The sequence below is a fragment of the Haploplasma modicum ATCC 29102 genome, assembly GCF_000687835.1.
Taxonomy (GTDB): domain Bacteria; phylum Bacillota_I; class Bacilli_A; order Acholeplasmatales; family Acholeplasmataceae; genus Haploplasma; species Haploplasma modicum.
In genome coordinates this window covers 225,921-251,869 of sequence record NZ_JHYB01000002.1, presented here as the reverse complement: position 1 = coordinate 251,869, position 25,949 = coordinate 225,921, and the positions used below count along the sequence as shown (strand labels likewise).

Annotated in this window: 23 protein-coding genes and 1 other RNA gene; 3 read left to right on the top strand and 21 right to left on the bottom strand. The window is 27.9% G+C overall.

The window, feature by feature from the left end:
* Window positions 1–6 precede the first annotated feature (6 nt).
* Both T352_RS0101260 and T352_RS0101255 read right to left on the bottom strand, forming a co-directional pair.
* A complete protein-coding gene (locus tag T352_RS0101260; protein ID WP_026391419.1) occupies window positions 7–1,194 on the bottom strand; it encodes a hemolysin family protein in 1,188 nt (395 codons plus the stop codon).
* Between the two features lies 1 nt (window position 1,195).
* Window positions 1,196–2,476 carry a hemolysin family protein gene (locus T352_RS0101255; RefSeq protein ID WP_051615678.1) on the bottom strand — a complete coding sequence of 427 codons (1,281 nt, stop codon included), beginning with the start codon at window positions 2,474–2,476 and terminating at the stop codon, window positions 1,196–1,198.
* 376 nt (window positions 2,477–2,852) lie between these two features.
* On the opposite strand from T352_RS0101255, the gene T352_RS0101250 reads away from it, so the two are divergent.
* A complete protein-coding gene (locus T352_RS0101250; RefSeq protein ID WP_026391417.1) occupies window positions 2,853–5,516 on the top strand; it encodes a cation-translocating P-type ATPase in 2,664 nt (887 codons plus the stop codon).
* 37 nt (window positions 5,517–5,553) lie between these two features.
* On the opposite strand, the gene rnpB is transcribed toward T352_RS0101250, so the two are convergent.
* The 8 genes from rnpB to T352_RS0101210 form a co-directional block, all read right to left on the bottom strand.
* Window positions 5,554–5,880, bottom strand: an RNA gene (gene rnpB, locus T352_RS07015) — RNase P RNA component class B.
* A gap of 17 nt (window positions 5,881–5,897) precedes the next feature.
* The gene (locus T352_RS0101245) at window positions 5,898–8,030 is read right to left on the bottom strand and encodes a polyribonucleotide nucleotidyltransferase (protein WP_051615676.1); all 2,133 of its coding nucleotides are present in this window, start codon (window positions 8,028–8,030) and stop codon (window positions 5,898–5,900) included.
* Between the two features lie 183 nt (window positions 8,031–8,213).
* Entirely contained in the window at window positions 8,214–8,483 is a 270-nt protein-coding gene (rpsO, locus tag T352_RS0101235; RefSeq protein WP_026391414.1) for a 30S ribosomal protein S15, read from the bottom strand.
* A 100-nt stretch (window positions 8,484–8,583) separates the two neighbouring features.
* Entirely contained in the window at window positions 8,584–8,907 is a 324-nt protein-coding gene (locus T352_RS0101230; RefSeq protein ID WP_026391413.1) for a cyclic-di-AMP receptor, read from the bottom strand.
* Window positions 8,908–8,933: 26 nt separating this feature from the next.
* Window positions 8,934–9,836, bottom strand: a complete 903-nt coding sequence (locus tag T352_RS06055) for a bifunctional riboflavin kinase/FAD synthetase (protein ID WP_162151080.1) — start codon at window positions 9,834–9,836, stop codon at window positions 8,934–8,936.
* A gap of 12 nt (window positions 9,837–9,848) precedes the next feature.
* Window positions 9,849–10,697 (bottom strand): tRNA pseudouridine(55) synthase TruB, encoded by an 849-nt coding sequence (truB, locus tag T352_RS0101220; protein WP_026391412.1) that lies wholly within the window; start codon window positions 10,695–10,697, stop codon window positions 9,849–9,851.
* A 104-nt stretch (window positions 10,698–10,801) separates the two neighbouring features.
* Entirely contained in the window at window positions 10,802–11,110 is a 309-nt protein-coding gene (gene trxA, locus T352_RS0101215; protein ID WP_026391411.1) for a thioredoxin, read from the bottom strand.
* A gap of 81 nt (window positions 11,111–11,191) precedes the next feature.
* The gene (locus T352_RS0101210) at window positions 11,192–13,501 is read right to left on the bottom strand and encodes an endonuclease MutS2 (RefSeq protein WP_026391410.1); all 2,310 of its coding nucleotides are present in this window, start codon (window positions 13,499–13,501) and stop codon (window positions 11,192–11,194) included.
* Window positions 13,502–13,561: 60 nt separating this feature from the next.
* Between T352_RS0101210 and rnhC the strand changes: the two genes are divergently transcribed.
* A complete protein-coding gene (gene rnhC, locus T352_RS0101205) occupies window positions 13,562–14,425 on the top strand; it encodes a ribonuclease HIII (protein WP_026391409.1) in 864 nt (287 codons plus the stop codon).
* A 37-nt stretch (window positions 14,426–14,462) separates the two neighbouring features.
* Here the strand turns inward: rnhC and T352_RS0101200 are convergent, their stop codons facing one another.
* From T352_RS0101200 to T352_RS0101150, 11 genes are all read right to left on the bottom strand, one after another.
* Window positions 14,463–15,368 carry an RluA family pseudouridine synthase gene (locus tag T352_RS0101200; protein WP_026391408.1) on the bottom strand — a complete coding sequence of 302 codons (906 nt, stop codon included), beginning with the start codon at window positions 15,366–15,368 and terminating at the stop codon, window positions 14,463–14,465.
* The gene (gene lspA / locus T352_RS0101195) at window positions 15,355–15,864 is read right to left on the bottom strand and encodes a signal peptidase II (RefSeq protein ID WP_210994338.1); all 510 of its coding nucleotides are present in this window, start codon (window positions 15,862–15,864) and stop codon (window positions 15,355–15,357) included. The genes T352_RS0101200 and lspA overlap by 14 nt, the downstream gene beginning before the upstream one ends.
* A gap of 4 nt (window positions 15,865–15,868) precedes the next feature.
* Window positions 15,869–16,243, bottom strand: a complete 375-nt coding sequence (locus T352_RS0101190; protein ID WP_026391406.1) for a hypothetical protein — start codon at window positions 16,241–16,243, stop codon at window positions 15,869–15,871.
* A complete protein-coding gene (locus T352_RS0101185) occupies window positions 16,227–17,261 on the bottom strand; it encodes a S16 family serine protease (RefSeq protein WP_026391405.1) in 1,035 nt (344 codons plus the stop codon). The genes T352_RS0101190 and T352_RS0101185 overlap by 17 nt, the downstream gene beginning before the upstream one ends.
* Window positions 17,242–17,721 (bottom strand): deoxycytidylate deaminase, encoded by a 480-nt coding sequence (locus tag T352_RS0101180; protein WP_026391404.1) that lies wholly within the window; start codon window positions 17,719–17,721, stop codon window positions 17,242–17,244. Before T352_RS0101180 ends, T352_RS0101185 begins: the two co-directional genes overlap by 20 nt.
* A complete protein-coding gene (gene aspS, locus T352_RS06050; protein ID WP_162151079.1) occupies window positions 17,708–19,441 on the bottom strand; it encodes an aspartate--tRNA ligase in 1,734 nt (577 codons plus the stop codon). The genes T352_RS0101180 and aspS overlap by 14 nt, the downstream gene beginning before the upstream one ends.
* Complete coding sequence (hisS, locus tag T352_RS0101170; RefSeq protein ID WP_035344720.1) at window positions 19,442–20,704, bottom strand: histidine--tRNA ligase; 1,263 nt, start codon at window positions 20,702–20,704, stop codon at window positions 19,442–19,444.
* Window positions 20,694–21,191, bottom strand: a complete 498-nt coding sequence (locus T352_RS06045; protein ID WP_051615673.1) for a GNAT family N-acetyltransferase — start codon at window positions 21,189–21,191, stop codon at window positions 20,694–20,696. The genes hisS and T352_RS06045 overlap by 11 nt, the downstream gene beginning before the upstream one ends.
* A gap of 203 nt (window positions 21,192–21,394) precedes the next feature.
* Window positions 21,395–21,832, bottom strand: a complete 438-nt coding sequence (dtd, locus tag T352_RS0101160; RefSeq protein ID WP_026391402.1) for a D-aminoacyl-tRNA deacylase — start codon at window positions 21,830–21,832, stop codon at window positions 21,395–21,397.
* Window positions 21,829–24,006 carry a RelA/SpoT family protein gene (locus tag T352_RS0101155; RefSeq protein ID WP_162151078.1) on the bottom strand — a complete coding sequence of 726 codons (2,178 nt, stop codon included), beginning with the start codon at window positions 24,004–24,006 and terminating at the stop codon, window positions 21,829–21,831. The genes dtd and T352_RS0101155 overlap by 4 nt, the downstream gene beginning before the upstream one ends.
* Before the next feature lie 19 nt (window positions 24,007–24,025).
* Window positions 24,026–24,538, bottom strand: coding sequence for an adenine phosphoribosyltransferase (locus T352_RS0101150; protein WP_026391400.1), 513 nt, complete (start codon window positions 24,536–24,538; stop codon window positions 24,026–24,028).
* 118 nt (window positions 24,539–24,656) lie between these two features.
* Here T352_RS0101150 and T352_RS0101145 point away from each other — a divergent pair, with 118 nt between their 5' ends.
* Entirely contained in the window at window positions 24,657–25,904 is a 1,248-nt protein-coding gene (locus T352_RS0101145) for a replication-associated recombination protein A (RefSeq protein ID WP_051615670.1), read from the top strand.
* The last annotated feature ends 45 nt before the right edge of the window (window positions 25,905–25,949 follow it).

Genomic DNA, 25,949 nt, shown 5'->3' with positions numbered 1-25,949 from the left:
AGAAGCTTAATCTTCTCTTTGCAAATGATCGATTTTTTCAAGTTCAACTTCTATTACTTTTTTATTATCAGCTTTTAGTACCGTAACCATAAATCCATCATATATAAATGAATCATTTTTTTGTCCAATTTTCCCTAAATTTGCAATTACCCAACCATTAACAGTTAGATAATCCTCTTTATCAAGCTCTTGAGTGTTGATGATACCTTCTAATTCATCAATATAGGTTTGACCTGATACAACATATTTACTTGGTGCTAACTCTTTAACATTAAAATCAACTTTATCATGTTCATCGTAAATATCACCAACTAATTCTTCTAAAACATCCTCCATTGTAACAATTCCCAAGGTTCCACCAAACTCATCTTTAACGATTGCCAAATGTTGTTTGTTTAGTTTTAGTAAACTAAGGAGATTTTTAACATCCATATATTCCGTCACTTCCAACGGTGCTTGAATTACTGATTTAAGTTTTTTGTTTTTTATTAAGACATTATTGTAAAAATCTTTATAGTTGATTGTACCAATGATATTATTAATTGTTTCTTCATAGACCGGAAGTCTAGAAAATCCTGATTTAACAAAACTATTAGTAATATCTTTAATCTCATCTTTAATATTAACTGAAACTAGTTCAGTTCTTGGTGTATAGATATCTTCAATCTTCAAATCATTAAAATCTAAAACACTTTTTATTAATTTACTTTCATCTTCTGTAATTCCTGATTGTTGTTCCGCTTGATCAATAAATTCTAAGAATTCATCTTCTGTCATAATCTCTTTTTCTTCTTTGTAAATAATAGATTTTAAAAATAGATATAAGGTTGATAAAGGATAAAATAAATATTTTGTTAGTTTTTCAAAAATACCAAATATTTTTATCATAACTTCGGGATATTTTTTAGTAACTCTGTAAAATGGTATCACACCAAATACTAAGATTAAGAAACCTGATAAATAAATTGATAGTGGAAACTTAATAATAGGCTTTAAATTGACTCTACCCAATAACAAGTATACTTTAACCCCTAATATCTTTATTAAGGTTAATAAGACGAAGTAATTGCTTATTTTACTATGTTTATCAATCTTAATGTCATCTTCTTTATCTGTTAATTCTACATTAGACATAATAAGAGAATTATAGACATTTATAAAAAATAGAATAACTATTAAATAAAATATTTCCATCTTAATTTTCCTCTTCTTCTATTTCAACAATTTTAGTAACTTTAATTGATTTAATAATCTTCTTTTGATATGAAAGAATTTTATAAATATGATTATTGTATGTTATTTCAATTTTCTCTGATCTATTTGGTAATCTACCGAGCATTCCTAGCATAAAACCACTTAACGTATCATAATCTTCTATTGGTAAACCGGCATGAATTATGTTTTCTACATAATCAATATTAGCTAATCCATCAATAATATAAGTATTTTCATCGATTTGCTTTACTTCTTCAATTACATCATCATGCTCATCAAAAATATTTCCTACTAATTCTTCTAAAACGTCTTCCATTGTAACCAATCCACTTGTTCCACCAAATTCATCGATTACGATTGCAATATGACTTTTTGTTTTTTGCATTTCCTTAAACAACTCATCAATTTTCATTATTTCTGGAACAAATAATGGTTTTTTTAATAATCCTCTAATATCATAATTTTTTGCTGTAATATTATTTGTTAGTAAATCCTTAATATAGATTATTCCAATAATATCATCGATTGTTTCTTCATAGACAGGAATTCTTGAATATTGTTCATTTTTGATAACTTCCATTAATTTAGTATATGATTCCTTAATACTAATTGCTACCATCTCTGTTCTATGTGTCATTACATCACTCACCGTTTGATCATCAAACTCTAAAATCTTCTTAAAAAACTCTTTTTCTTGATCATCAATCGCATCACCACTACCAAATACTAAGACTTTTAAATCATCTTCTGTCATTTTGTCTTTTGCATCACTTACTCCAAATATTTTACTTACAAAATCTGCAGATTTAGTAAATAAAAATACAAGTGGTGATGTAATGTTTTTAAATAAGCTTATTGGTCTAATTGTTATGTAGATAAATTTTTCTGGATTTTTAAGTGCCATGTTCTTAGGTAATAATTCTCCAAATATTACTTGTAAATAAGTAAGTATTAAGGTTATTACAATCTTTATTACAGTTTCTGGAACTCTGCTATTAAATAAATCAAATAAAGGTTTACTAAATGATTCAGCTGCTAAAAACCCATTAACAAATCCAATAAATGTAATACCTACTTGAATCGCCGATAAAAACTTTGTCGGATTTTCTATGTAATGTAATACTAATTTTGCTTTTTTGTTTCCTAGTTCTGCATCATTTCTAACTTTAATTTCATTTGCACCTACAATAGCTGCCTCACTACCTGAAAAATATCCATTAATTGCAATCAATACAAATATTAATACAACATTAATTATCATTGATTGTCACCTTCTTTTTACTAAACAAAAAAAGACACCCCAAAAAAATGTCATTTAAATTTAGTATATTATCGCGTTTAACTTTAACGTTTTTTTCAGTCTTCCTATGACTGTATTCTTCCATTATTAGTTTTCTTTCCCTTCGTAATCTTAATAGATTGGTATTATTATACAATTTTTTTATGTTGTTTGCAATAATATATCTTTAATCTTGTATAAATTACATAATTTTGGTAAAATTACTTGTGAAAGGGAGTAGTTTATATAAATATATCGTCAATACGGCGTTTGCCCGGTATATTTCAAGATTGATACTTGTAACGAGACTTTCAAGGCTGTTTTGTCTTGAATTTTTTTATTTTAAGGAGGAAGAAAAATGGAAAAAACAAATTATCAACTTTCAGTTGATGAGACAATCAAAAAATTTGATACTGACAAGAAGTTAGGTCTAACTAATGAGGAGGTATTAAAAAGAAGAGAGTTAAATGGATTTAACGAATTAGATAAAGCTAAAAAACGTAATATCTTATTGAAATTTATTGATCAATTAAAAGATTTTATGATTCTTATCTTATTCGCTGCTTCTCTAATATCAATCTTTACAGGTGATATTCCCGAAGGTATACTAATTATTAGTATCGTTGTTTTAAATGCGATTTTAGGTGTTTTTCAAGAAGCTAAGGCAGAGAAAGCACTTGATTCAATTCAAAAATTATCTTCACCACACATCATTGTAATAAGAGATGGACGTGAAGTTAATATTGATGTTAAAGATTTAGTTATTGGTGATTTAGTCGTTCTTACAGCCGGAGACTTTATGCCAGCAGACTTAAGAATTATTGAATCAGTTAATATTAAAGTTGATGAATCAGCTCTAACAGGTGAAGCCGTTCCAGTTGATAAACATCATGATGTAATTGAAAGTGATAATACACCTCTAGGCGATAGATTAAATCTAGGTTTCATGGGTACTGTTATTACTTATGGTAGAGGATATGGGATTGTAACAAGTATTGGAATGAATACTGAAATTGGTAAGATTGCAAAAATGTTACAAGAAACTGAATCTGAACCAACCCCACTGCAAAAAAGTATTAATCAGTTAGGTAAGATTTTAGCAATTATTGCTCTTGCAATTACTGGTTTAATCTTTGCAATTGACGTAATTGAAAATATTATTATTAATGGATCTGTTTCATTTGATAGTATTAAAGATTCATTTACATTTGCTGTCGCACTTGCTGTTGCTGCAATTCCTGAAGGATTACCAGCAATTATTACAGTTGTTTTATCACTTGGTATGACAAACTTAGTAAAACAAAAAGCAATTATGCGTACATTACCTTCAGTGGAAACATTAGGTTCTACTGATATTATTTGTTCAGATAAAACAGGTACATTAACACAAAACGTTATGACTGTTCAAAAAGTATATGTTGGTAATAAACTATATGATACTACTTTTGATTTAAAAGTTAATAAAGATATTGAAGTCTTAATTAAATATGGTATTCTTGCTAGTGATGTTAAAGTAGTTAAAGAAAATGATACTTTTGTTAAATTTGGTGATCCAACTGAGTTGGCATTAATCGATTTAGGTATTAAATATAACTATAATCCAATTGAGGTAAACAATAACTTTGAAAGAATATTTGAATATCCATTTGATTCAAAACGTAAATTAATGTCTACAATTAATATTATTGATGGAAAGACTTATTTATTAACAAAAGGTGCACCTGATGTTTTATTAAATAAATCAAACAATAGTAGCAATGATGTTTTAAAAGCTAATGAAGAAATGGCAGATAGTGCACTTAGAGTTTTAGCAATCGGTTATAAAGAATTAGATAGTAGCGTTGATTATAAAAATATGACTGCTGAAGAAATTGAAAATAACTTAACCTTCTTAGGATTAGTTGGAATGATTGATCCCGAACGTCCTGAAGTTAAAGATGCAATTATTACATGTAAAAAAGCTGGTATTAAAACAATTATGATTACAGGTGACCATAAAAATACTGCTGTTGCAATTGCTAAAAATATTGGTATCTTAGAAGATGATTCAATTGCTATTACAGGTTCTGAGTTAGATAAGTTATCAGATGAAGAGTTTATGGAAAAACTAGAACATATTAGAGTATATGCTAGAGTTAGTCCAGAAAATAAAGTTAGAATTGTTAAAGCATGGCGTTCAAAAAACATGGTTGTAGCTATGACTGGTGATGGTGTTAATGATGCTCCTTCAATTAAACAAGCAGATATTGGTATTGCAATGGGGATTACAGGTACTGAGGTTGCTAAAGGTGCAGCTGATATGATATTAACTGATGATAACTTTGCTACTATCGTTAATGCTGTTGGTGAAGGTAGAACAATTTTTGCTAACATTAAAAAAGCAATTCATTATTTATTAAGTTGTAATGTTGGTGAAATATTTACAATGTTGCTCGGTGTTACAATTGGTCTTGTAATCTTTAAAGATAGCTCATGGGATACACACGTATTAACTGCTGTTCAAATCTTATGGGTTAATTTAGTAACTGATTCATTAATGGCTATTGCTTTAGGTCTTGAGAAGCGAGAACCTAATGTGATGGATCAACAACCAAGAGATAATGAAAAATCAATTTTTGCAGATGGCTTAGGCTTTAAAATTGCATGGCAAGGATTTACAATCGGAGTAATTACTTTTATTGCCTTTGCAATCGGTTGGTATTTCCCAGGAACTGCAGATAAAGTAGTTTCTGCTCGTACAATGGCATTCATGGTACTTGCAATAAGTCAGTTATTCCATGCCTTTAATGCACGTAGTGAAAAGTATTCAATCTTTAGCTTAAAACAAAATAAAATGCTAATATACGCATTTATTGTAAGTTTCTCATTACAGTTAGCAGTTGTTTTAATTCCAGGAACACAAAAACTATTTGAAGTGACTTTCCCAACATTTATTCAGTGGTTAGTAATCTTTGGCTTATCATTAGTTCCAGTATTAATCGTTGAAACACAAAAATTTGTTAGAAATTTAAAAAACAAATAAAGAAAAAGGACTATTGAATAGTCCTTTTTTTATCAGTGTGCATAAGCCATATTTTGTATCTCTTTCGAGTTATGATCATTTATCTCTACCTAAGTAGCATATCTTCGCTTCTAGTTCGCTAAATACGTGCCCCTACCATAATTTGGGTTGCTAGCTTGTGGGGTTTACCGCGTTTCATTTTACTATTACTAGTAAACTCGTTTCTGTGGCACTTTATGATCTAGTTCTCAGTTAAAGAACATCAATCGCCGTTACCTAATGGTACTTTAAGTTATTTTTTCCTTAAACACAAACACTACATTCATCACAGAATGTGCTAGTATGGACTTTCCTAACCTTATAAAAGGCTCGATCATCTTCCACTGACAATATATTATATCATTAATTTTCTTCTAATGCATCTTTTCTTGATAAATCAACGCGACCTTTTTCATCAATCTTAATACATTTAACAAGAATTAGATCACCTAAATTAACAACGTCTGTTACTTTTTCAACACGTTCTTTACTTAATTTAGATACATGAACTAAACCTTCTTGGCCTTCCCATAACTCAACGAATGCACCAAAGTTTTCAATTCTAACAACTTTACCTTCATAGATTTTACCTACTTCAGGTACTCTTACTAAGTTTAGGATAATTTCTTTTACCTTATTAATTACTTTTGTATCTTGATGCATAATAAATACTCTACCATCTTGTTCAATATCAATTTTAACATTGTCATTGTCTTCAATAATTTGAGTAATAATTTTACCACCAGCACCAATAACATCTCTAATCTTATCTGGATTAATTTTAATTAATTTAACTTTAGGTGCATATGGGCTCATTTCTTCAGCAACTTCACTAATTACTGAGTTCATATGATCTAAAATTTGAAGTCTTGCTGCCTTAGCTTGAGTTAATGCTTCTTTAAATATTTCATCTGTAATACCTAAGATTTTAATATCCATTTGTAATGCTGTAATACCATCTTTTGTTCCAGCTACTTTAAAGTCCATATCTCCTTCATGGTCTTCCATCCCTTGAATATCAGTTAAGATAGTATAGTCGTCACCTTCCATAATTAAGCCCATTGCAATCCCTGCAACAGCACCTTTAATAGGTACACCAGCATTCATTAACGCCATTGATGCAGCACAAATTGTTGCTTGACTACTTGAACCATTTGATTCTAAAACTTCTGATACAACTCTAATTGTGTATGGGAATTCATCTTCACTTGGTAAGACTGGAATAATTGCTTTTTCACCTAATGCACCATGACCGATTTCTCTTCTTCCTGGAGCACCATAACGTCCTGTTTCACCAACACTAAATTGAGGGAAGTTATAATGTAACATAAATCTCTTGTTGTCTTCATCTCTAATATCATCAATGATTTTACCTTCACCAAGACCACCTAATGTTACAGTTCCTAATGCTTGTGTTTGTCCTCTAGTAAATAATGATGATCCATGAGTTCTTTGGAGTAATCCTACCCTTGAAGCAAGTGGTCTAATTTCATCTGTTTTTCTACCATCAGGTCTAATTTTATCTTTTGTAATTAATCTTCTTACTTCATTAGTTACAACTTTATCTAGAGTTGCTCCTACATGTTTTAAGAATTCTGCTTCTTTTTTATAATCATAAACACTAATATCATCAATTATTTTAAAGAATGGTCGATCTTTAAAGTGATTTAAAGTAAGTGTTTTAATTTCATCAATTTTATTATATCTTTCTAACTTTTCTTCGATTGCTACAGCATCAACTAATGATGTACCAATAAATTTTAATACTTCTTGTTCAATTTCACTATTTAATACGAACATTTCGTATTCTTTTTTAGCTTTACCTAATTTACTTACAATTTCATTTTGGAATTCATTTAACTCTTTAATAATTGAATGACCATACTTTAATGCATCAAGCATTACTTCTTCACTTAATTCATTTGCTGATGCTTCAACCATGTTTAGTGCCTTGCTTGTTCCAGCAATTGTTAAATCAAGAACTGATGTTAAGATTTCTTCTTCAGTTGGATTAATTACATATTCGTTATTAATCATTCCTAAATGAACACCACTAACAGGTCCTAAGAATGGTAAGTCTGATAATTCTAAGACCAATGATGATCCCATTAAAGCAACCATTTCAGGTGGACATGATGGATCACTTGATAGTACTGTATTAATTATTTGCACATCATTTTTAAAACCTTCTGGGAATAATGGACGAATTGGTCTATCAATCAATCTTGAAATTAATGTTTCATGATCAGTTGGTCTTCCTTCACGTTTTAAAAATCCTCCTGGAATTTTACCAGCAGCATATAATTTTTCTTGGTATAAAACCATTAGTGGGAAAAAATCTCCACTTGACATTTCATTTTTGTTTACAACAACAGATAATACTGATGTTCCTCCATAATGAATTAATGCTGACGCATTTGTTTGTTTAGCAACTTCACCAATTTCAACAATTAGTGGTCTATTGCCAAATGTTGTTTCAAATCTATTAATTTTCATATATATAAAATCTCCTTCATTTTATATTCTTTTTCATACTTTTATATACTTAAATATTTTACCATATATTTACTATTTAGATACATATTTAATCAATAATGGAAGTTTTAGTAAAAAGAATCCATATATAATAAAAAAATATGACCAAAGTACAAACCAAGGTCATATTTATTTATTTTAGAATTATCTTCTAATACCTAAAGCTTCGATTAATGCTTGATATCTTGCAACGTCTTTATTACGTAAGTAGCTTAATAGATTTCTTCTATGTCCTACTTTCATAAATAAACCACGTCTTGAGTGATGATCATGTTTATGAGCTTTTAAATGTTCATTTAACTGATTAATCTCATGAGTTAGAATAGCAACTTGCACTTCTGGTGAACCTGTATCACCTTCGTGTTGTGCAAATTTTGCAACAATTTCTTGTTTTAATTCTTTACTAATAGCCATTATAATTCCCTTTCTCGCATCACTAAAGTAGAGGCGGCAATTCCTACAACCTTGTAAGCGTCTTTTTTTATTATATCACTTTTTTTTATAAAAGCAACATTTAAATCTTTAAGAACTGATCTACCTCTAACACAAAGACAGTAGCCCCACCAACTTCAACTTCAAGTGGAAGTGATGAGAATGATCCAAATTCATTCACTATTGTATTTGGCACAAGTTTTGTTCTTTTCTTACTTAACTTTTCAAGAACATCTAAAGCTTCTTGTACTTTTTCATCATTAACCCCAATTAAGAAAGTCGCATTACCTGCTCTTAAGAAAGTACCAGCTGTTGTAAGCCTTGTTGCAAAAAATCTATTTTCTACTAATCCCTTTTGAACTTTATTTGCATCTTCTTTACTAACTATTGCAATAATTAATTTCATGTAATCACCTCTTTAATAATATTTTATCATAAATTATTATTTTTTATGTAGTTTTTAGTATTTTTTACATCTAAATTCATTTGTTCTATTAATAAATTAATGTTATCGAATTTAATTTCGTCTCTAAGTTTCTTAATAAACTCGACTTTTACTTCTTTTTCATAAATTACTTCATTAAAATCAAGAAGAAAAACTTCTACTTTTTTAGTTTCACTATAATTAACTGTTGGATTATTACCAATATTACATACTCCGTAATACCAATTATTTAGTATAAGAACTCTCGTTACAAAAACACCATTACCAGGTAGAAACGAATTATCATATTTAACATTAGCTGTAGGAAAACCTAAGGTACGACCAACTTTATTACCATGTTCTACAAAACCATCAATAAAATATCTATAACCTAATAAATTATTTGCTTCCTCAATTTTTCCATCTAAAAGTAACTCTCTTATATAACTTGAAGAAATTCTAACATTGTCAATACTACTAATATCATCTGCAATTATTACTTCAAAGTGTTTCTTTAAATCACTAACACTACCACTAGCCTTATTAGCAAATCTAAAGTCACTGCCAACAATAATTCTTTTCACTTTTAAGTCTTTTAGTTTATTTATAAACTGATCAACCGTAAGACTTGCTGTATCGCTATCAAAGTTTACTAAAAATAAATAATCAATATCTTGATCTTCTAGCATTTTAATTTTATTTTCGACTGATTGAAGAACTTTAAAATCTTTAACCTTGAAATGAATTTTAGGATGAGGATTAAAAGTCATTAAAGCATGCTTTGTGTCTTTATATGTTTTTAATATTTCAATTAGTTTTAAGTGACCACGGTGTAGTCCATCAAAATTTCCAATTGTAAGGGTAATTGCATCATGATTGATCCAATTATCATTAAAATATTTTACTTTCATTTTTTTTACTCCTTAAAAAATAATTAACGGCTTATACTTATTAATATCTACTACTTCATATAAGGCTATTAAGTTATTGTTATTATCATAAACTAAGAAATCTTTGTTAGTTATTATTTGTCTTTCATCTAAATAGATGCCATTTTTGACTAATTTAATTAAATAATCACTTAAAACTAGTTTTTTACTATCTTTGTATATTTCTTCAATACTAATTAAATCATTAGTTGTTGCATTTTCTAAATCAACACTATTTTCTAAACTAAAATTTGCAATTTTTGTTCTATTTAATGTTTTTAGTGCACCATAAGTATTAAGTTTACTTGCAATATCTACTGCTAAACTTCTTATATATGTGCCCTTGGAAACTAAGACATCAAAATAAAATTCATTACTTGTTTTTGTCTCTTTAAAATTCAAGTCATAAATATCAATATCTCTAGGTTTTATTTCAACATCAATATTTTTCCTTGCATATTCATATAGTTTTTTACCATTAACTTTTAGCGCCGAATAAATAGGTGGAATTTGTTTTTGATTTCCTAAAAATTCTTCTTTAATACTATTTAAGTCACTAAGCGTTATAATTTTATTATCCTCATTTAAGACATTTCCTGTAACATCAAATGTATCATAATGTTTATTAAACTTAATAATTCCTTCATAAGATTTAATTTCACTAGTTAATTTAGTAGCAAGTTTTGTGGCTTTACCAACACATAAAATTAAAAGTCCACTTGCAAAAGGATCAAGGGTTCCTGTGTGACCAATTTTTTTAGTATTAAATATTTTTTTTGCTCTTCTAACAACATCAAAAGATGTAATGCCAACTGGTTTGTTAATTAATATAATTCCGTCCATAAAATCACCTATATAATTATATCATGTAACTTTATTATTAATACAATATTGACTAATCTTAATAGAATAAAAAGACTTAAGCCTAAACTTAAGTCCTTTAATTGTTATTTAGCGTTGTTAATCCAAGCTTCCATTAAGTGTTTTGGTTTAAATCCTGCTTCTCTTGCATTTTCTTTACCATCTTTGTACATTACAACTGTTGGAATTGATTGAATACCTGCTGCTACTGCTAATTCGCGGTGGTTATCGATGTTTAATCTTAAAAATTTCACATCTGTCATTTCTGTTGCTAATTGTTCAATAATTGGTTTAAGCATTTGACATGGTCCACACCAATCTGCATAGTATTGTACTAATACTGAACCATCTTTTGTTAATTCGAGAAAATCTTGTCCATCATATTCTTTTATCATGTTATACATCCTTCCTTTTTAAATAATTTTATTCAACATAGTAATTATAGTTTATAAATAAATTTTTAGCAATTCAAATGCCTATTTAAGTGTAATTATCGTAGCACCATTTAAACCTTCACCCTCGCCACCATAACGCTTTGATTTAATATGTTTTGAGTGCTTGATATATTCATATACAGCATTTTTAACGGCACCAGTTCCAAAACCGTGAATAATTGTAAGAGATCCAATATTATTCAAGATTGCTTGATCAATTGCCTTATCCATTTCTTCTGCAACTTCTTCATATCTAAATCCTCTTAAATCTAGTTTAAGTAATTTACTAGTATCAGTTATTGGATTAGACTTATCTTTTTTGGATGATACTTTTCTAACTTCTTTTTTAATAACTTCATTTTTAACTAATTCTAAATCAGATAGTAAAAATTCTAAATCAAAATGGCCAAAAACAACGCGGTACTTATTTGCTTTAACGCTGACTACTTCACCATACTGACCATAAGGCTTAATAAATACTTTATCTCCCTTAGCAATTTTTAGTGTTTTGTCATAAATGCTTTTTATATTTTTATCTTCGTTAATAGTTCCTTTTAGTTTAGCAATCAAATGTTCTTTACTACTATCTTTTTTAATTTCATCAATTAAAATATCAATTTCTAATAATTTTTCTAAGAAAACATTTTCTTGATCTTTAATTAATTTTTGAATTACATTATTTTGTTCACTTAGAAGTTTATTCTTAGTTCTTTCATATTCTTCTTGTTTTTCTTTAGCTTTTTTTAGTTCTTCTTCTAGAATTAGACTTCGTTTATTAAATTCTTCTTTTTCCTCACTTAACCTATTAAATATTTTATTCAAATTAGTTTCATTATTTGAAAAAACTTGATTAGCTTTTTCTATAACATCTAATTTCATTCCAAGTCTTTTAGCAATTAATCTTGCATGAGATTGTCCACTTATACCATGTTCAATATAATAAAGTGGTTTTAATGTATCTTTATCAAATGCGACACTCGCAGTTTTAATATCATCTTTTTCATATGCATAAGTTTTAAGTTCAGAAAAGTGTGAAGTAATAACAATTCTTGTATCCTTCTTTTGAAACTCTTCTAAAATTGCAATAGCTAGTGATACACCTTCTTGTGGATCTGTTCCACTTCCAAGCTCATCTAATAATATTAAAGTATTATCAGTTAAGTTATCAATATATCTAACTATTTTAGCCATATGACTTGAAAATGTTGAAAGTGAATTAGCAATTGATTGTTCGTCACCAATATCAACAAAAATATTATCAAAGATCGCAATTTCAGTTTCCGCCGAAACAGGAATTAAAATACCTGTTTGAGTCATAACTGTTAAAAGACCAATCGTTTTTAAAGTAACTGTCTTACCACCTGTATTAGGTCCGGTTATTAATAATGTATGATTATTCTTATTGATGCTAAGGGAGATTGGAACAACCACTTTCTTATCAATTAGGGGGTGTTTTGCATTAACTAGATTAATATTACCAGTATTATTAACTAAAGGCTTAATTCCATCAATTTCAAGCGAATAAAGGCTTTTTGCACTAATAGAATCAAGTAATAAAAGTTTATTAAAGTTTTCTTTTAGTGTTAGTATATTATCATTAATAAGTTTAGTTAAATTAATTAAAATCTTAGTTATTTCTTTTTGTTCTAAAATTTTGTTCATTTCAATTTCAGCAGAAATTTGAAGACTTAATTCTGGTTCAATAAAAAAAGTTTGACCAGACTGACTAATATCATGAGTAACACCAGGAATTTTATTTTTATAACTCTCTTTAACAGCAAGACAGTATCTACCATTTCTAGTAGTTATTATGTTATCAGTTAAATATGATTCATAAGTTTTTAAAAGTTTATTCATTTTTTGTTCTAAATCAAAATTTAACTTTTTAATTTTACTTCTAATTTGTTTTAACTCAATAGTAGCATCATCATAAATATCACCATAATCACTAATTACTTTGTTAAAGGTTGTTAAAATAAAACCATGATCATATAAATTTGTAAGTTCATTAATATAGATTTGTTTATCAGTTTGTTTAAAGTATGTTCTAATATTAGATTCCATACTTAAATAAAGTTTTAGATGAAGTATTTCTAAAACTGAATAAACTCTCTCTATTAACTCTTTATTTGACAAGATAATATTATCAAAATCTTCCATAAAAGGAATTTTACCAAATTTGGCAATTATCTTTAATGTTTCATTAGTCATATTAAGATTTTGATTGACTGTATCTATGTTTGGATTAGGAATTAAGTTAGTTATAGTCCCTTTTGCATGATCTGTGTAACAGTATTTTACTATATTATTTTGAATTTGATTGAATTCCAAGGTTTTAAGCGAGTAATCCATAAAAATCACCTTTTCTTTATTATTTATGATATAATAATACCATAAGGAGTATGTTAAAAAATGAAATATTTCACATTTGTTTTAAATGAAGATGAATTCAAGAAAATTAAAGACTTATATAATGACTACAAAACAGAATCTAGTAATGAACATATCGATTTTCAAGCATATAAAAATGAAATAGAAATAATTGGTTATACTTCTAAAAAATTATTGCTTAGAGGCGAAATTCTCAAATACGAAGTCTCAATAATTAAAAACTATTTAGGTAGAAAAGATTATGCTGCAATCGGTTCAGACGAAGTAGGAACTGGCGATGTTTTTGGTCCAGTTACAGTTTGTGCTGCATATGTAAGTTTAGAAGACATTGAATTTTTAGAAGATTTAAATATTAGGGACTCTAAGTCAGTTAATGACCGCTATGTAATTGAAAATGCACCTAAGATTGCAAAAAGATTAACTCATAGCTTAATAATTTTAGATCCACATAAATATAATAGTCTAATTGATGAAGGGTATAATTTAAATAGAATTAAAGCTCACTTACACAACCAAGCTATTATTTCTTTAACCGACAAATTAAACAATGATAATAGTATTCCGATTATTGTTGATCAGTTTTGTCAACCTCAATTATATTTTAACTATTTGAAAGATGAACTCTTAGTTAATAAAGATGTTCAGTTTTATACTAAGGCAGAAACTGTTCATATTGCTGTTGCTGCTGCTGCAATTATTGCAAGATATGCATTTTTATATAAAATGCAACAATATAGTAAAAAACTAAATGTTAAATTACTAAAAGGAGCCTCAAAAGCTGTTGACGAACAAATAGATCAAATATATATGAAACATGGTGCTAGTTTAATTTTAAAATTAGCAAAGAAAAACTTTAAAAATATTACTAGATTGAATATTAAGTAAAACTAGAGTAGCTAGAAATTTCTAACTACTCTTTTTTTTATGAAATATCTTTAATTGCTTCTAAAAATTCATCTGGCATTTTGGTTTCAAATGTCATAAATTTCTTTGTTATAGGATGCTTGAAACTTAATCTAAAAGCATGTAAATATTGACCGGTATTGCCATAAAACTTTCTAGGACCATATGTTTGGTCCCCCAAAATTGGATGGCCAATATGTGATAAATGGACACGAATTTGATGGGTTCTCCCAGTAATTAGTGATAACTCTAATAAACTATGATTTCTATACTGTTCTAAGACTTTAAAATTTGTTAAAGCTTCTCTTCCATCTTTAACAACAGCCATTTTAAGTCTATCTTTAGGGTCTCTTTTAATCGGCATGTTAATGGTTCCAGTACTTTCTTTAAAAGTACCATAACAAATTGCATAATAGTTTCTATCTATTTCATGATTAGCTATTTGTTTAGCTAATCTTTTATGTGCTAAATCACTTTTAGCAACAAGTAATAAACCACTTGTATCTTTATCAAGTCGATGGATTATACCCGGTCTATTTTCACCATTAATTGTACTTAGTTTATCAACTTGATAAAGTAAGCCATTAACTAAAGTTATACCATCATAAGTGCTTGCAGGATGAACTACTAAACCCTTTGGTTTATTAAGAACTAAAAGATCATCATCTTCATAAATAATATCTAAATTTAAATTAACTTTTTCTGCTTTATAAATGATTTCTTCTTTTATTCCTAAGTCTATTGCAGTTACTAAATCACCATCTTTTAAAATATGCCCTGTCTTAACTTTTAGATTATTTACTAAAATATCCCCATTTTTAATAAATGTTTGTATCTTATTTCGACTTAAGTCTTTATATTTAAGGCCAATTACTAAATCTAGCCTATTTCCTAAGTCTTCTTCTTTTATATCAATTTTTTTCATGTTTACCAACTCTTTTTCTCTCTAAGAATAATATATCAATAATAAATAAGACAACAGCAAAGTTTAAGTAGATATCAGCAACATTAAAAATAAATGGTGATAACCCAACTAAGCTAATTAAATTATTTAAAATTGGCATATTTAACATATCAACTACAGCACCATCTCTAAAAATACGATCAATTGCATTCCCAAAAGTCCCTGCAATAAATAAAATTATTGCAATTGAGAATACTTTCTTTTCTTTCAAATTAATATCTAAGAAGAAATATCCAAAGATTATTAAAGCAACAATCGTAATAAGTGAGAAAAATGCTTGTTGTCCTTCTAACATTCCAAAACTTGCACCTGTATTTTCAAGATAATGGAATTCTAATATATTAGGTATTAAAACTTTAATAAGTGATGTTCCACTTACTTTAGTTAATACGCTAATTAATTTAATTAACTGATCAAATAATATCAGTCCTAGTAATATAAGATATCCTATTAACATATTATTATACCAATACCATAATTACAGCTGCAAACATTGAAAGTACTAAAAATATAATTGTAGATTCAAAAATTATTAAATATTTAAAATCATTTTTTTCTAAATTTTCATTATAATTTTTAATTATTTTAACAAAAAAGAAATTATATGAAAATGAAAACAAAAATATTAAAACAAAGACTATTATTTTAAGTAGCCAAATAATTTGATCAAAAATCATGAGATTATAAAGTAGAAGCATTGGAATTAAATATATTACTAAGTTTATTAAAATAGTTCCAAGTGTTGCTGTTATTGTTTGTTTAACATTTATTTTTTCATCAATCTTTTGTTTTAAAACTTTATACTTAGTCAAAGTTAAACTAATTTTTTTTAGCATTTAATCCACTCCTATAAGTACTAATGAATGATATTACATCATCAAAAGTTTCAACTACTATTACTTTAACTTTATCACTTTCATTAATTACACCACTTAGTTCTGAAATATTACTTTTAGGAACTAAGAAATAATCAATTTTATTTTTCTTAACGGTATAATATTTTTGTACAATACCACCAATTGCCCCAACTTCGAATAAATCATTTGTATTAATTGTTCCAGTACCAGCTAATTTAACATTTGGTAAGTTAATTTCCATTAAAGCTAAATATATGCCAAGAGTTTGAATCATTCCTCCACTTGGTCCTGAAACATTAGTATTATCTTTTGTTTTAATTACTGGAGATGTACTTAAAATTTCATATTTAGGATAATATCTAATAATATCAGTATCTTTAATATTAATTACTTTTAGTTCATTTCCCCTTTGAATTGTAACAAAATATGTTTTATCGGGCTTAAAATAATTTTTATCTGAGACATATAAATCTAGGTCTTCTAAATATTTTTGATATGTATTATTCTTTATTTCCTTACTATTAATATTTATTATTTGATCACCAATTTGAAGTTCCTTATTATTACTATAATAAACTGAAAACCCTCTTAATTTGTAATCTATACTAATTGATGCATCAGCCTTCATCGCATAAGTATATGCTGTAATAATTGCATTTTGCAAGGAAGATTCATGGGAAATATTTCCTTGGATATTTAATTCTTTTCTAGATAATGAATTATCATACTCTGTTTTTTCTCTTATATCAAATCTATCATTATTTTTTATTAACCAACTTTGAAAAGTTGTAACAGTTTGCCAACTATATACACTAACACTATTTATATTATTAGTAAATTCTTTATCTTCTATTGTATAGTTTTGACTGATATTATTAATTTCACCTGGTGTTAAAACGATAAACTTTGTGGGAGCAAGTAAAATCATTAAAATATAAATATAGGCAAAGCTAAAAATGATTAGCCATTTCTTATACTTATTTAATAGCTTCAACATATTTGATTTCTCCAAACTCTATCTTTTCATAACTAACATTAGCTGCATCTAACATTCTAACTGATGCTTTATGAACTTCTGTATCAGCATATTTATCTGATACATACTTAATTTTTTTTATCCCACTTTGAATAATTAATTTACTACATTCATTGCACGGAAATAATGTTACATAAATTGTTGCATCTTTAACACTACTTGTAGCATTTAAAATAGCATTTGCCTCTGCATGAACAACATAGGCATATTTTGAATCAAATAGTGTTTCGTTATTTCCCCAAGGAAATAAGTCATCACTTACTCCTTTAGGAAAACCATTATAACCAATGCCAATAATTCTATTTTCATCATTAACAATACATGCCCCAACTCTAGTGTTTGGATCTTTACTTCTTAGAGCTGATAGACTTGCAACCCCCATGAAATATTGGTCCCAAGTTATATAATCATTTCTTTTCATCTTTTTTATCCTCTTTGGCTACACTGATATGTAATTCATTTAACTGAAGATCAGTTACAAAACTTGGTGCATCCATCATTAAGTCTCTAGCATTTTGGGTTTTAGGGAATGCAACAACATCTCTAATATTTTCAGTCTTTGTCATTAACATTGTAAGTCTATCTAAACCAAGAGCAATTCCGCCATGTGGTGGTGTACCATATGATAATGCATCAACGAAGAAACCAAATTGTTCTTTAATTTCTTGTTCGGTAAACCCTAATGTTTTAAACATTAAATCTTGCATTGCTTGTTGATGGATTCTAATTGATCCACCACCTAGTTCATATCCATTTAAAACAACATCATAAGCTCTTGCGATTGCTTCTTTTGGTGTATCTCTTAATTCTTCAATTGTCTTTGGTGCAGTAAATGGATGGTGTTTTGCATAATATCTATTTGTTTCTAAATCAAATTCAAGCAGTGGCCAATCTGTAACCCATAAAAATTTATAACTGTTATTATCAATGATATCTAATTCTTTTGCTACTTCAATTCTAAGAGCACCTAAACTATTTTTAACATCATCATAGTTTCCAGGAACTAAAAATAAAATTTCATTGTCTTTTAAATTTAATTTATTAAATGTATCTTCATTTAAAAACTTAGCAATACTTCCGGTATACTCATTGTTTGTATTTTTAATAAAAGCTAGTGCCTTACCATGATTTTTCTTAACAAGATTTGTTAATTCATCAATCTTTTTTCTAGTAAATGAGCTTGAATTACTTGCAATAATACCGCTAATATGTTCTTCATTATTAAAAAAAGGAACATCAACACTTTTAAAAATATTTGTGTAATCTTCTATTAACATCTCAAAACGCATATCTGGTTTATCACTACCATATTTACTTATTGCATGTTCATATGGCATTTTTAAAAATGGGGTTTCAATATTAATATTTAATACTTCTTTAAAAGTACGTCTAAGCATTTCTTCGACAAAACTCATAATATCATTTTCATTAACAAATGATGCTTCAATATCAATTTGAGTAAACTCAGGTTGACGGTCTGCTCTTAAATCTTCGTCTCTAAAGCATTTTGCAAATTGGAAATATTTTTCAAATCCAGCAACCATAAATAATTGTTTATACATTTGTGGTGATTGTGGCAGTGCATAAAACTTTGAAGGATGAACTCTTGATGGTACAAGATAATCTCTTGCTCCTTCAGGTGTTGATTTTCCTAAAAAAGGAGTTTCAAGTTCATAAAATCCTTTTTCAACTAAAACTTTTCTAACTGCTTGTGTAATTTCATGACGTTTAATTAAATATTGTTGTTGTTTTGAACCACGTAAGTCAAGATAACGGTATTTTAATCTAGTTTCCTCTAATACATTATTAGTATCATTAATGATTATTGGTGTTTGTTTAGCCTCACTAAGAATTGTTAGACTATCAACTAAGACTTCAATTTCTCCTGTTACCATATTAGGATTTTTACTTTGACGTTCGATTACTTTTCCTGTAACTTCAATTACATATTCGTTTTTTAAAGTTGTAGCAAGTTCATAAACACTTTTTTCATGAAAAGTTAGTTGAGTTATTCCAAATCTATCTCTTAGGTCAACGAATAATAGACTTCCTAAGTTTCTTGCTTTGCTTACCCAACCATTTAAGGTTACTGTTTGGTTTAAATTTTTAATTGTTAATTCATTATTATAATGTGTTCTCATTTACTTAATTTCCTTTTCTAAGTTAGTGATTAAATCTTTTAGTTTAATTTCTGTTTGAATTTCTGTTCTTGTATTTTTTAAAGTCACTGTTTCATTTTTAAGTTCATTTTCACCAATAATTATTAGTGTTTTACTATTTTTAGCTAAAGCTTTTTTTAATTGTTGTTTGAAGTTTTTATTATTAAATTCAATATCTACATTAAAACCTTTATCTCTTAGTAAATTAAATATTTTAGCCCCATATAGTTTTTCGTTCTCACTAAATGTAATAATGAATGAATCTATTTCACTTACTTCTTCTTTTACTATTTCTTGGTGTTCAATTGCTAGTAATAATCTCTCAATGCCAAAAGCAATACCAATTGCACTAGTCTGTGGTCCACCTAGTTCACTAACTAGATTTTCATATCTACCACCACCACCTAAAACATTACCATTGCCAAGACCTTTTATATCAGCTAAAACTTCAAATACTACTTCACTATAATAATCTAATCCTCTAACTAGTTTATTATTTAAATTATATTTTACATTAAAAATTTCTAAGTATTTTAAAACATCATCTAAATATTTTTTTGAGTAACTTGATAAATAATCGATTGGTTTTGGTGCATTTTCAATTATTTTTTGATCGTTTAAGTCTTTACTATCTAAGATTCTTAAAGGATTGTTTTTAAATCTTTCTTTAGAATCATTTGATAGTTCTTCATAAAATGGTGTGAGGTAGGAAACTAATGCATTTAAATAGTTAGTTCTTGAATCACTATCACCAATTGAATTAATTTGAATTGTAACATTTTCTAAACCCAAACTTTCAATAAAGTCATTTGATAACTTTATTAACTCGGCATCTAACAAACTACTCTTAGAACCAATTGCTTCTAAGCCAAATTGATTAAACTGACGGTATCTACCTTTTTGTGGTCTTTCATATCTAAACATTGGACCAACATAATATACTTTAAGGAGATCACTTGCTACATATAACTTATTTTCAACATAAGATCTAATAATACCAGCAGTTCCTTCTGGTCTTAGCGTAACATCTCTATTTCCTTTATCAACAAAATTATAAGTCTCTTTAGTCACCATATCACTTAATTCTGTTTCACGGTGAAAAACATTACTGTATTCCATAATTGGTGTTCTTAATTCATAATAATGATATTTTTTTGTTATCTCTTTTATTTTTTGTTCTAAAAAATACCATTTCCCTAGTTCATTTGGTAGAACATCATATGTTCCTTTTACTTTATTTATCATTAAAATCACCTTTCTTAAGTTCATATACTAATGTAGTTTTATTATCATCTTTTACTATTTTATTTATAAGTTTAAAATTATTTTTTAAAATAACTCGCATTGAGCCAATATTTTCCTCAAAGTGACTTATTCTAATTACAGGAAAATTTAACTTGTTAAATCCTATATCTAAAATTTTATTTAGTGCTTCAGTCATAATTCCTTTATGCCAATAATTTTCATCTAGAAAATATCCAACAAATGGGTAGTTATCTTCTAAATAAAAATCAATAATACCAATTATTTTATCTAAATCATCTAGATAAATTCCAAAACTATTTGGTAAATTACTATTAACTTTTGTTAAATAAAAATTATTGATGACATCTTTTGTTTGGCTAATATCTTTATGTGATTGCCATGTTAGATATTTAGTGACATTATCGTTTTTAGCTATTAAAAACAAATCTTCTGCGTCATTTATACTCACTTCTTTTAAATAAATCATAAATCCTCCTATATAAATAAAAAATATTCGTCTTTAAAAAAGATAAGGACGAATACTTTCCGCGGTGCCACCTTAATTCTAGTATGTACTAGCGCTTAATTATGTATGTATGTCTCAAAAGGTGTCACAGTTGTTTCCAACATCCTTTGTCATCAACGATTTAATTACTTCTATATTTTATATTATAAATGCTTATTTGTCAATTATAAATCTTCGATTATAATTGTCACTGGGCCATCATTCGTGAGTGATACTTGCATATTTGCTCCAAACACTCCAGTTTGGACTGGTATTTCCTTACTTAGATCATTTATAAATTCTTCATAGATTATTATTGCTTCAGTCGGATTTTTAGCATCTATAAAAGATGGTCTATTACCTCTTCCAACATTACCATATAGTGTAAACTGAGAAACAAGTAAAATCTCACCTAAGACATCTTTAATGCTTAAATTTAATTTACCTGCTGAATCTTCAAAAATTCTAAGATTAATTAATTTTTTTACATATTTAGGAATTAATTCTAAACTATCATCTTTATGAATACCAAGTAGAACTAAAAAACCTGTATTTATGCTTCCTGTTAAGACTCCGTCTGAAACAACACTTGCAGAGCTTACTCTTTGGACTACTAATTTCATCTATAATCACGCTCCACGCTATAAACATCACTAACTTTTTGAATATTTGCAATTAGTTTTTCTAACTTTTCTTTATCTTCAATTAATATTTTTAACTTTATAACTGTTTCTAATGATTGTGTTGTATTTGAGTTCATCTCAGCAACGTTAACATTAGAAGCATTAACGATTTTTACAATGTCATAAAGGAATGTCGGTTTACTTGGTCCAATGATTTTAAGGAGAGTTGGGAATTTTCTATCAACTTTAGTTGCCCAATAAACTTCTATTTTTCTATTTTGATCAAGGCTAATTACATTAGGGCAATTAATATCATGCACTACAATTCCACCAACCTTTGACACATAACCTAAAATATTATCTCCAGGTATTGGAAAACAACAACTACCTAGTTTAATTTGTGGATTAGTTAATCCTTCAACAATTACACCAGTTTCACTTGTTGAGTGAATTGCTCTTGTGGTTTTTTCCATTTGACGTTGTAGATATTGTTCTTTATTAATTTCAGTACCAACAATTTTTGCAATAACTGTTTTTGCACTAATATTATTTTTAGCAATTTCAACATATAAATCTTCTAGATTTCTAACGCCATTTTTACTAAAGTGTTCTTTTACAAATTCATCTGTAATGTCTTCTGATATTTTATTATTATTTAGTTCTCTTAAAATAATATCTTTACCAGTTTCAGCTAACATTTCTGCATTTTTCTTATTTAAAAATGACTTTATTTTATGTTTAGCATGATTGGACTTAGCAATCTTTAACCAAGATTCACTAGGACCAAATGAGCTTTTATTTGTCCTAACAGAGACAATATCACCAGTCTTTAACTCTGAATCAAGTGATACTATCTTATTATTAACGGTTGCACCAACCATTTTATTTCCAACATCACTATGAATTCTATAAGCAAAGTCAATTGGTGTTGCTCCCTTAGGTAATTCTATTACTTCACCTTTAGGTGTAAAGACATAAACATTGGCACCTAAAATATCACCTTTGACACTTTCAACAAACTCTTCAGAACCACTAGAAATGTCATCAATATCTTCACTCATTTTTAGTAATTCACCATACCATTTGAGTTTTTGTGCCATTTCAAATTGTTCACGTTCTTTTGAATAGTTTTTATTTTCTTTATAAGCCCAATGTGCTGCAACCCCTAATTCAGCAACATCATCCATCTCTTTTGTTCTAATTTGCACTTCAAAAAGTGTTCCGTCATTAAACAAAACAGTAGTATGTAATGATTGATAAAGGTTAGGTTTTGGAACAGCAATATAGTCTTTAAATCTTCTTGGAATCGGGGTGAAATTAGCATGAATTAGCCCTAGGGACTGATAACATGATTCAACTTTATCAACTATTATTCTAATTGCTAAAAGGTCATAAATATCTTCAAAACTACGTTTGTTAATATACATTTTCTTATATATACTGTAAATATTTTTAATTCTACCTTTTATCTTATAATTTGTTAAACCATTGTCTTTTAATAATTTATCAATTACACCTGTAATATTATTAATACTTTCTTCTCTTTCATCTTTTTTAGATTGAATAAGTCTTGATACTTCATAATATTTTGCTGGTTCTGCATATTTTAAAGCACGATCTTCTAGTTCTGCTTTAATCACGAATAACCCTAATTTATGAGCTATAGGTGCATATATTTCAAGAGTTTCTTTAGCAATTCTAATTTGATTTTCTGGTCTCATTGAATCAAGAGTTCGCATATTGTGAAGTCTATCTGCAATTTTAATTAAAATTACTCTTATATCTTTAGCCATTGCAATTAACATTTTTTGATGATTATCTGCTTGTGATGGTGCATCATGAAACTCTAGTTTCGTTAATTTTGTTACCCCATCAACGATGAATGCAACATCTTTACCAAATTCTTTGCTTAAATCCATTAAAGTTACACTTGTATCCTCAACAACATCATGAAGTAGTGCAGCTTGTAGTGTATTTGGTCCACTGCCTACGTTAGCTAAAATAATTGCAACAGCAACTGGGTGAGTAATATATGGCTCACCAGATTTTCTAAGTTGGCCTTGGTGACTATTACGTGCTAAAATATATGCTTTTTCTATCTGGTTTCTATCTTGTTCATTTAAGATATATTCTTCATATACCTTAGCGAGTGATTCAAATAATGAATCTACCATAATATCACTTCCTATTTTCTTAGTATTTTACTAATGATAAACAATCATACTCTTTGATTAATTCTCTACCTTTTAAATCTTCTAATTCAATTAAAAATCCAACTCCCACAACAACTCCACCTTGACTTTCAACTAAGTCAATTGTAGCTTTAACTGTCCCACCTGTTGCTAGTAAGTCATCAATAATTAAGACACGTTCACCTTTTTTAATATCATTTTTATGAATTGAAAGTGAGTTACTTCCATATTCCAAATCATACTTTATGTCTGCTGTTTCTCTAGGTAATTTACCAGGTTTTCTAACTGGAACAAAACCAATTGATAAACTATGAGCAACTGGACAACCAAAAATGAAACCTCTAGCTTCTGGTCCAACAATTAATGTTGCTTTTTTTTCTTTTGCAAATTCAATTAATTTATCATTAGCATATTTATATGCTTCTCCATTTGCCATTAATGGCGTAATATCTCTAAATAATATTCCTTCTTTAGGAAAATTTTCAACACTTGCTATATATTTTTTTAAATCCATGTTAACCTCCAACATATAATTTATACGTTACTATTTTACCACAAAATGGTACTTTTTAACAATAAGTACCACCTTATATTATAGTAATAATGGTATAATTAATTTAGGATGTGATTTAATGGAACCACTAGCAAGCAAAATGCGACCAAAGAGCTTTGATGATATTTTAGGTCAAGATCATTTAGTAGGAGAAAACGGAATAATTAGAAAAATGGTTATGAAAAATAAACCATTATCTTTTGTGTTATATGGGCCACCTGGAACCGGTAAAACAACAATTGCAAATATTTTTAGTAAAGAGATTAATATGGAATCCTTCATTTTCAATGCTTCTACTGATAATAAAGCAAGACTTCAAGATATCATTCATACTACTAATTTTAATAATATAGTATTAATTGTTGATGAAGTTCATCGCATGAAAAGCGATATTCAAGATTTTTTATTACCTTATTTAGAAAATGGTAAAGTAACTATGATCGGTTTAACTACTACTAATCCAAATCATAGTGTAAACTGGGCGATTAGGAGCAGGGTTAATATTTATGAATTAAATCCAATTAGTGATAAGGATTTAAAAAACTTAATATTTAAAGCTTTAAAATATTTAGATATAGAAATTAGTATTGATGATGAGGCTATGGATTTATTAATTAGATATGCCAACAATGAAGCAAGATCTCTTCTAAACTTAATCGATACCGCAACACTCTACCTAGAAGATGGCGCAACTCTAACGAAAGAACTAATCAAATCTATTTTAGGTAATCCAAAATTTAATTTAGATAAAAATCAAGATAATTATTATCTTTTATTAAGTGGCCTACAAAAATCAATCAGAGGATCTGATGTTGATGCAAGTCTTCACTATCTTGCAAGACTAATTACACTTGGTGACTTAGAAAGTATTCTTAGAAGACTAATTGTAATAGCTTATGAAGATATTGGTCTAGCTCAACCTGCAATGGGTGGTAAGGTAATGGATGCATATCATGCATGTAAGACTATTGGTTTTCCTGAGGCTTCAATTATTTTATCAGCAGTTGTAATTGATATGGCGGTTAGCCCTAAATCAAATACCGCATATCTTGCAATTGATAAGGCGCTTACTAGATATAATCAAACAAATGCTAGTGATGTACCTAATTATATAGACAATAACTTAATAAAAGCTGATCCATCAATTTACCATTATCCCCATGATTCAGCTGGTTCATTAAACGATCAAAGATACTTACCTAAAAAAATTGAATCTGATATTTATTATGAACCTAAAGATGAAAGTAAATATGAAGCAGCGTTAAACAAAAGATTGCTTGAAATAGATAAAATAAAAGGCATTCGTAGAGTTAAAGAAAAAAAGTAAATATATATAAATAAAAGAAGTGCTAATTACCTAATTATAATTAAC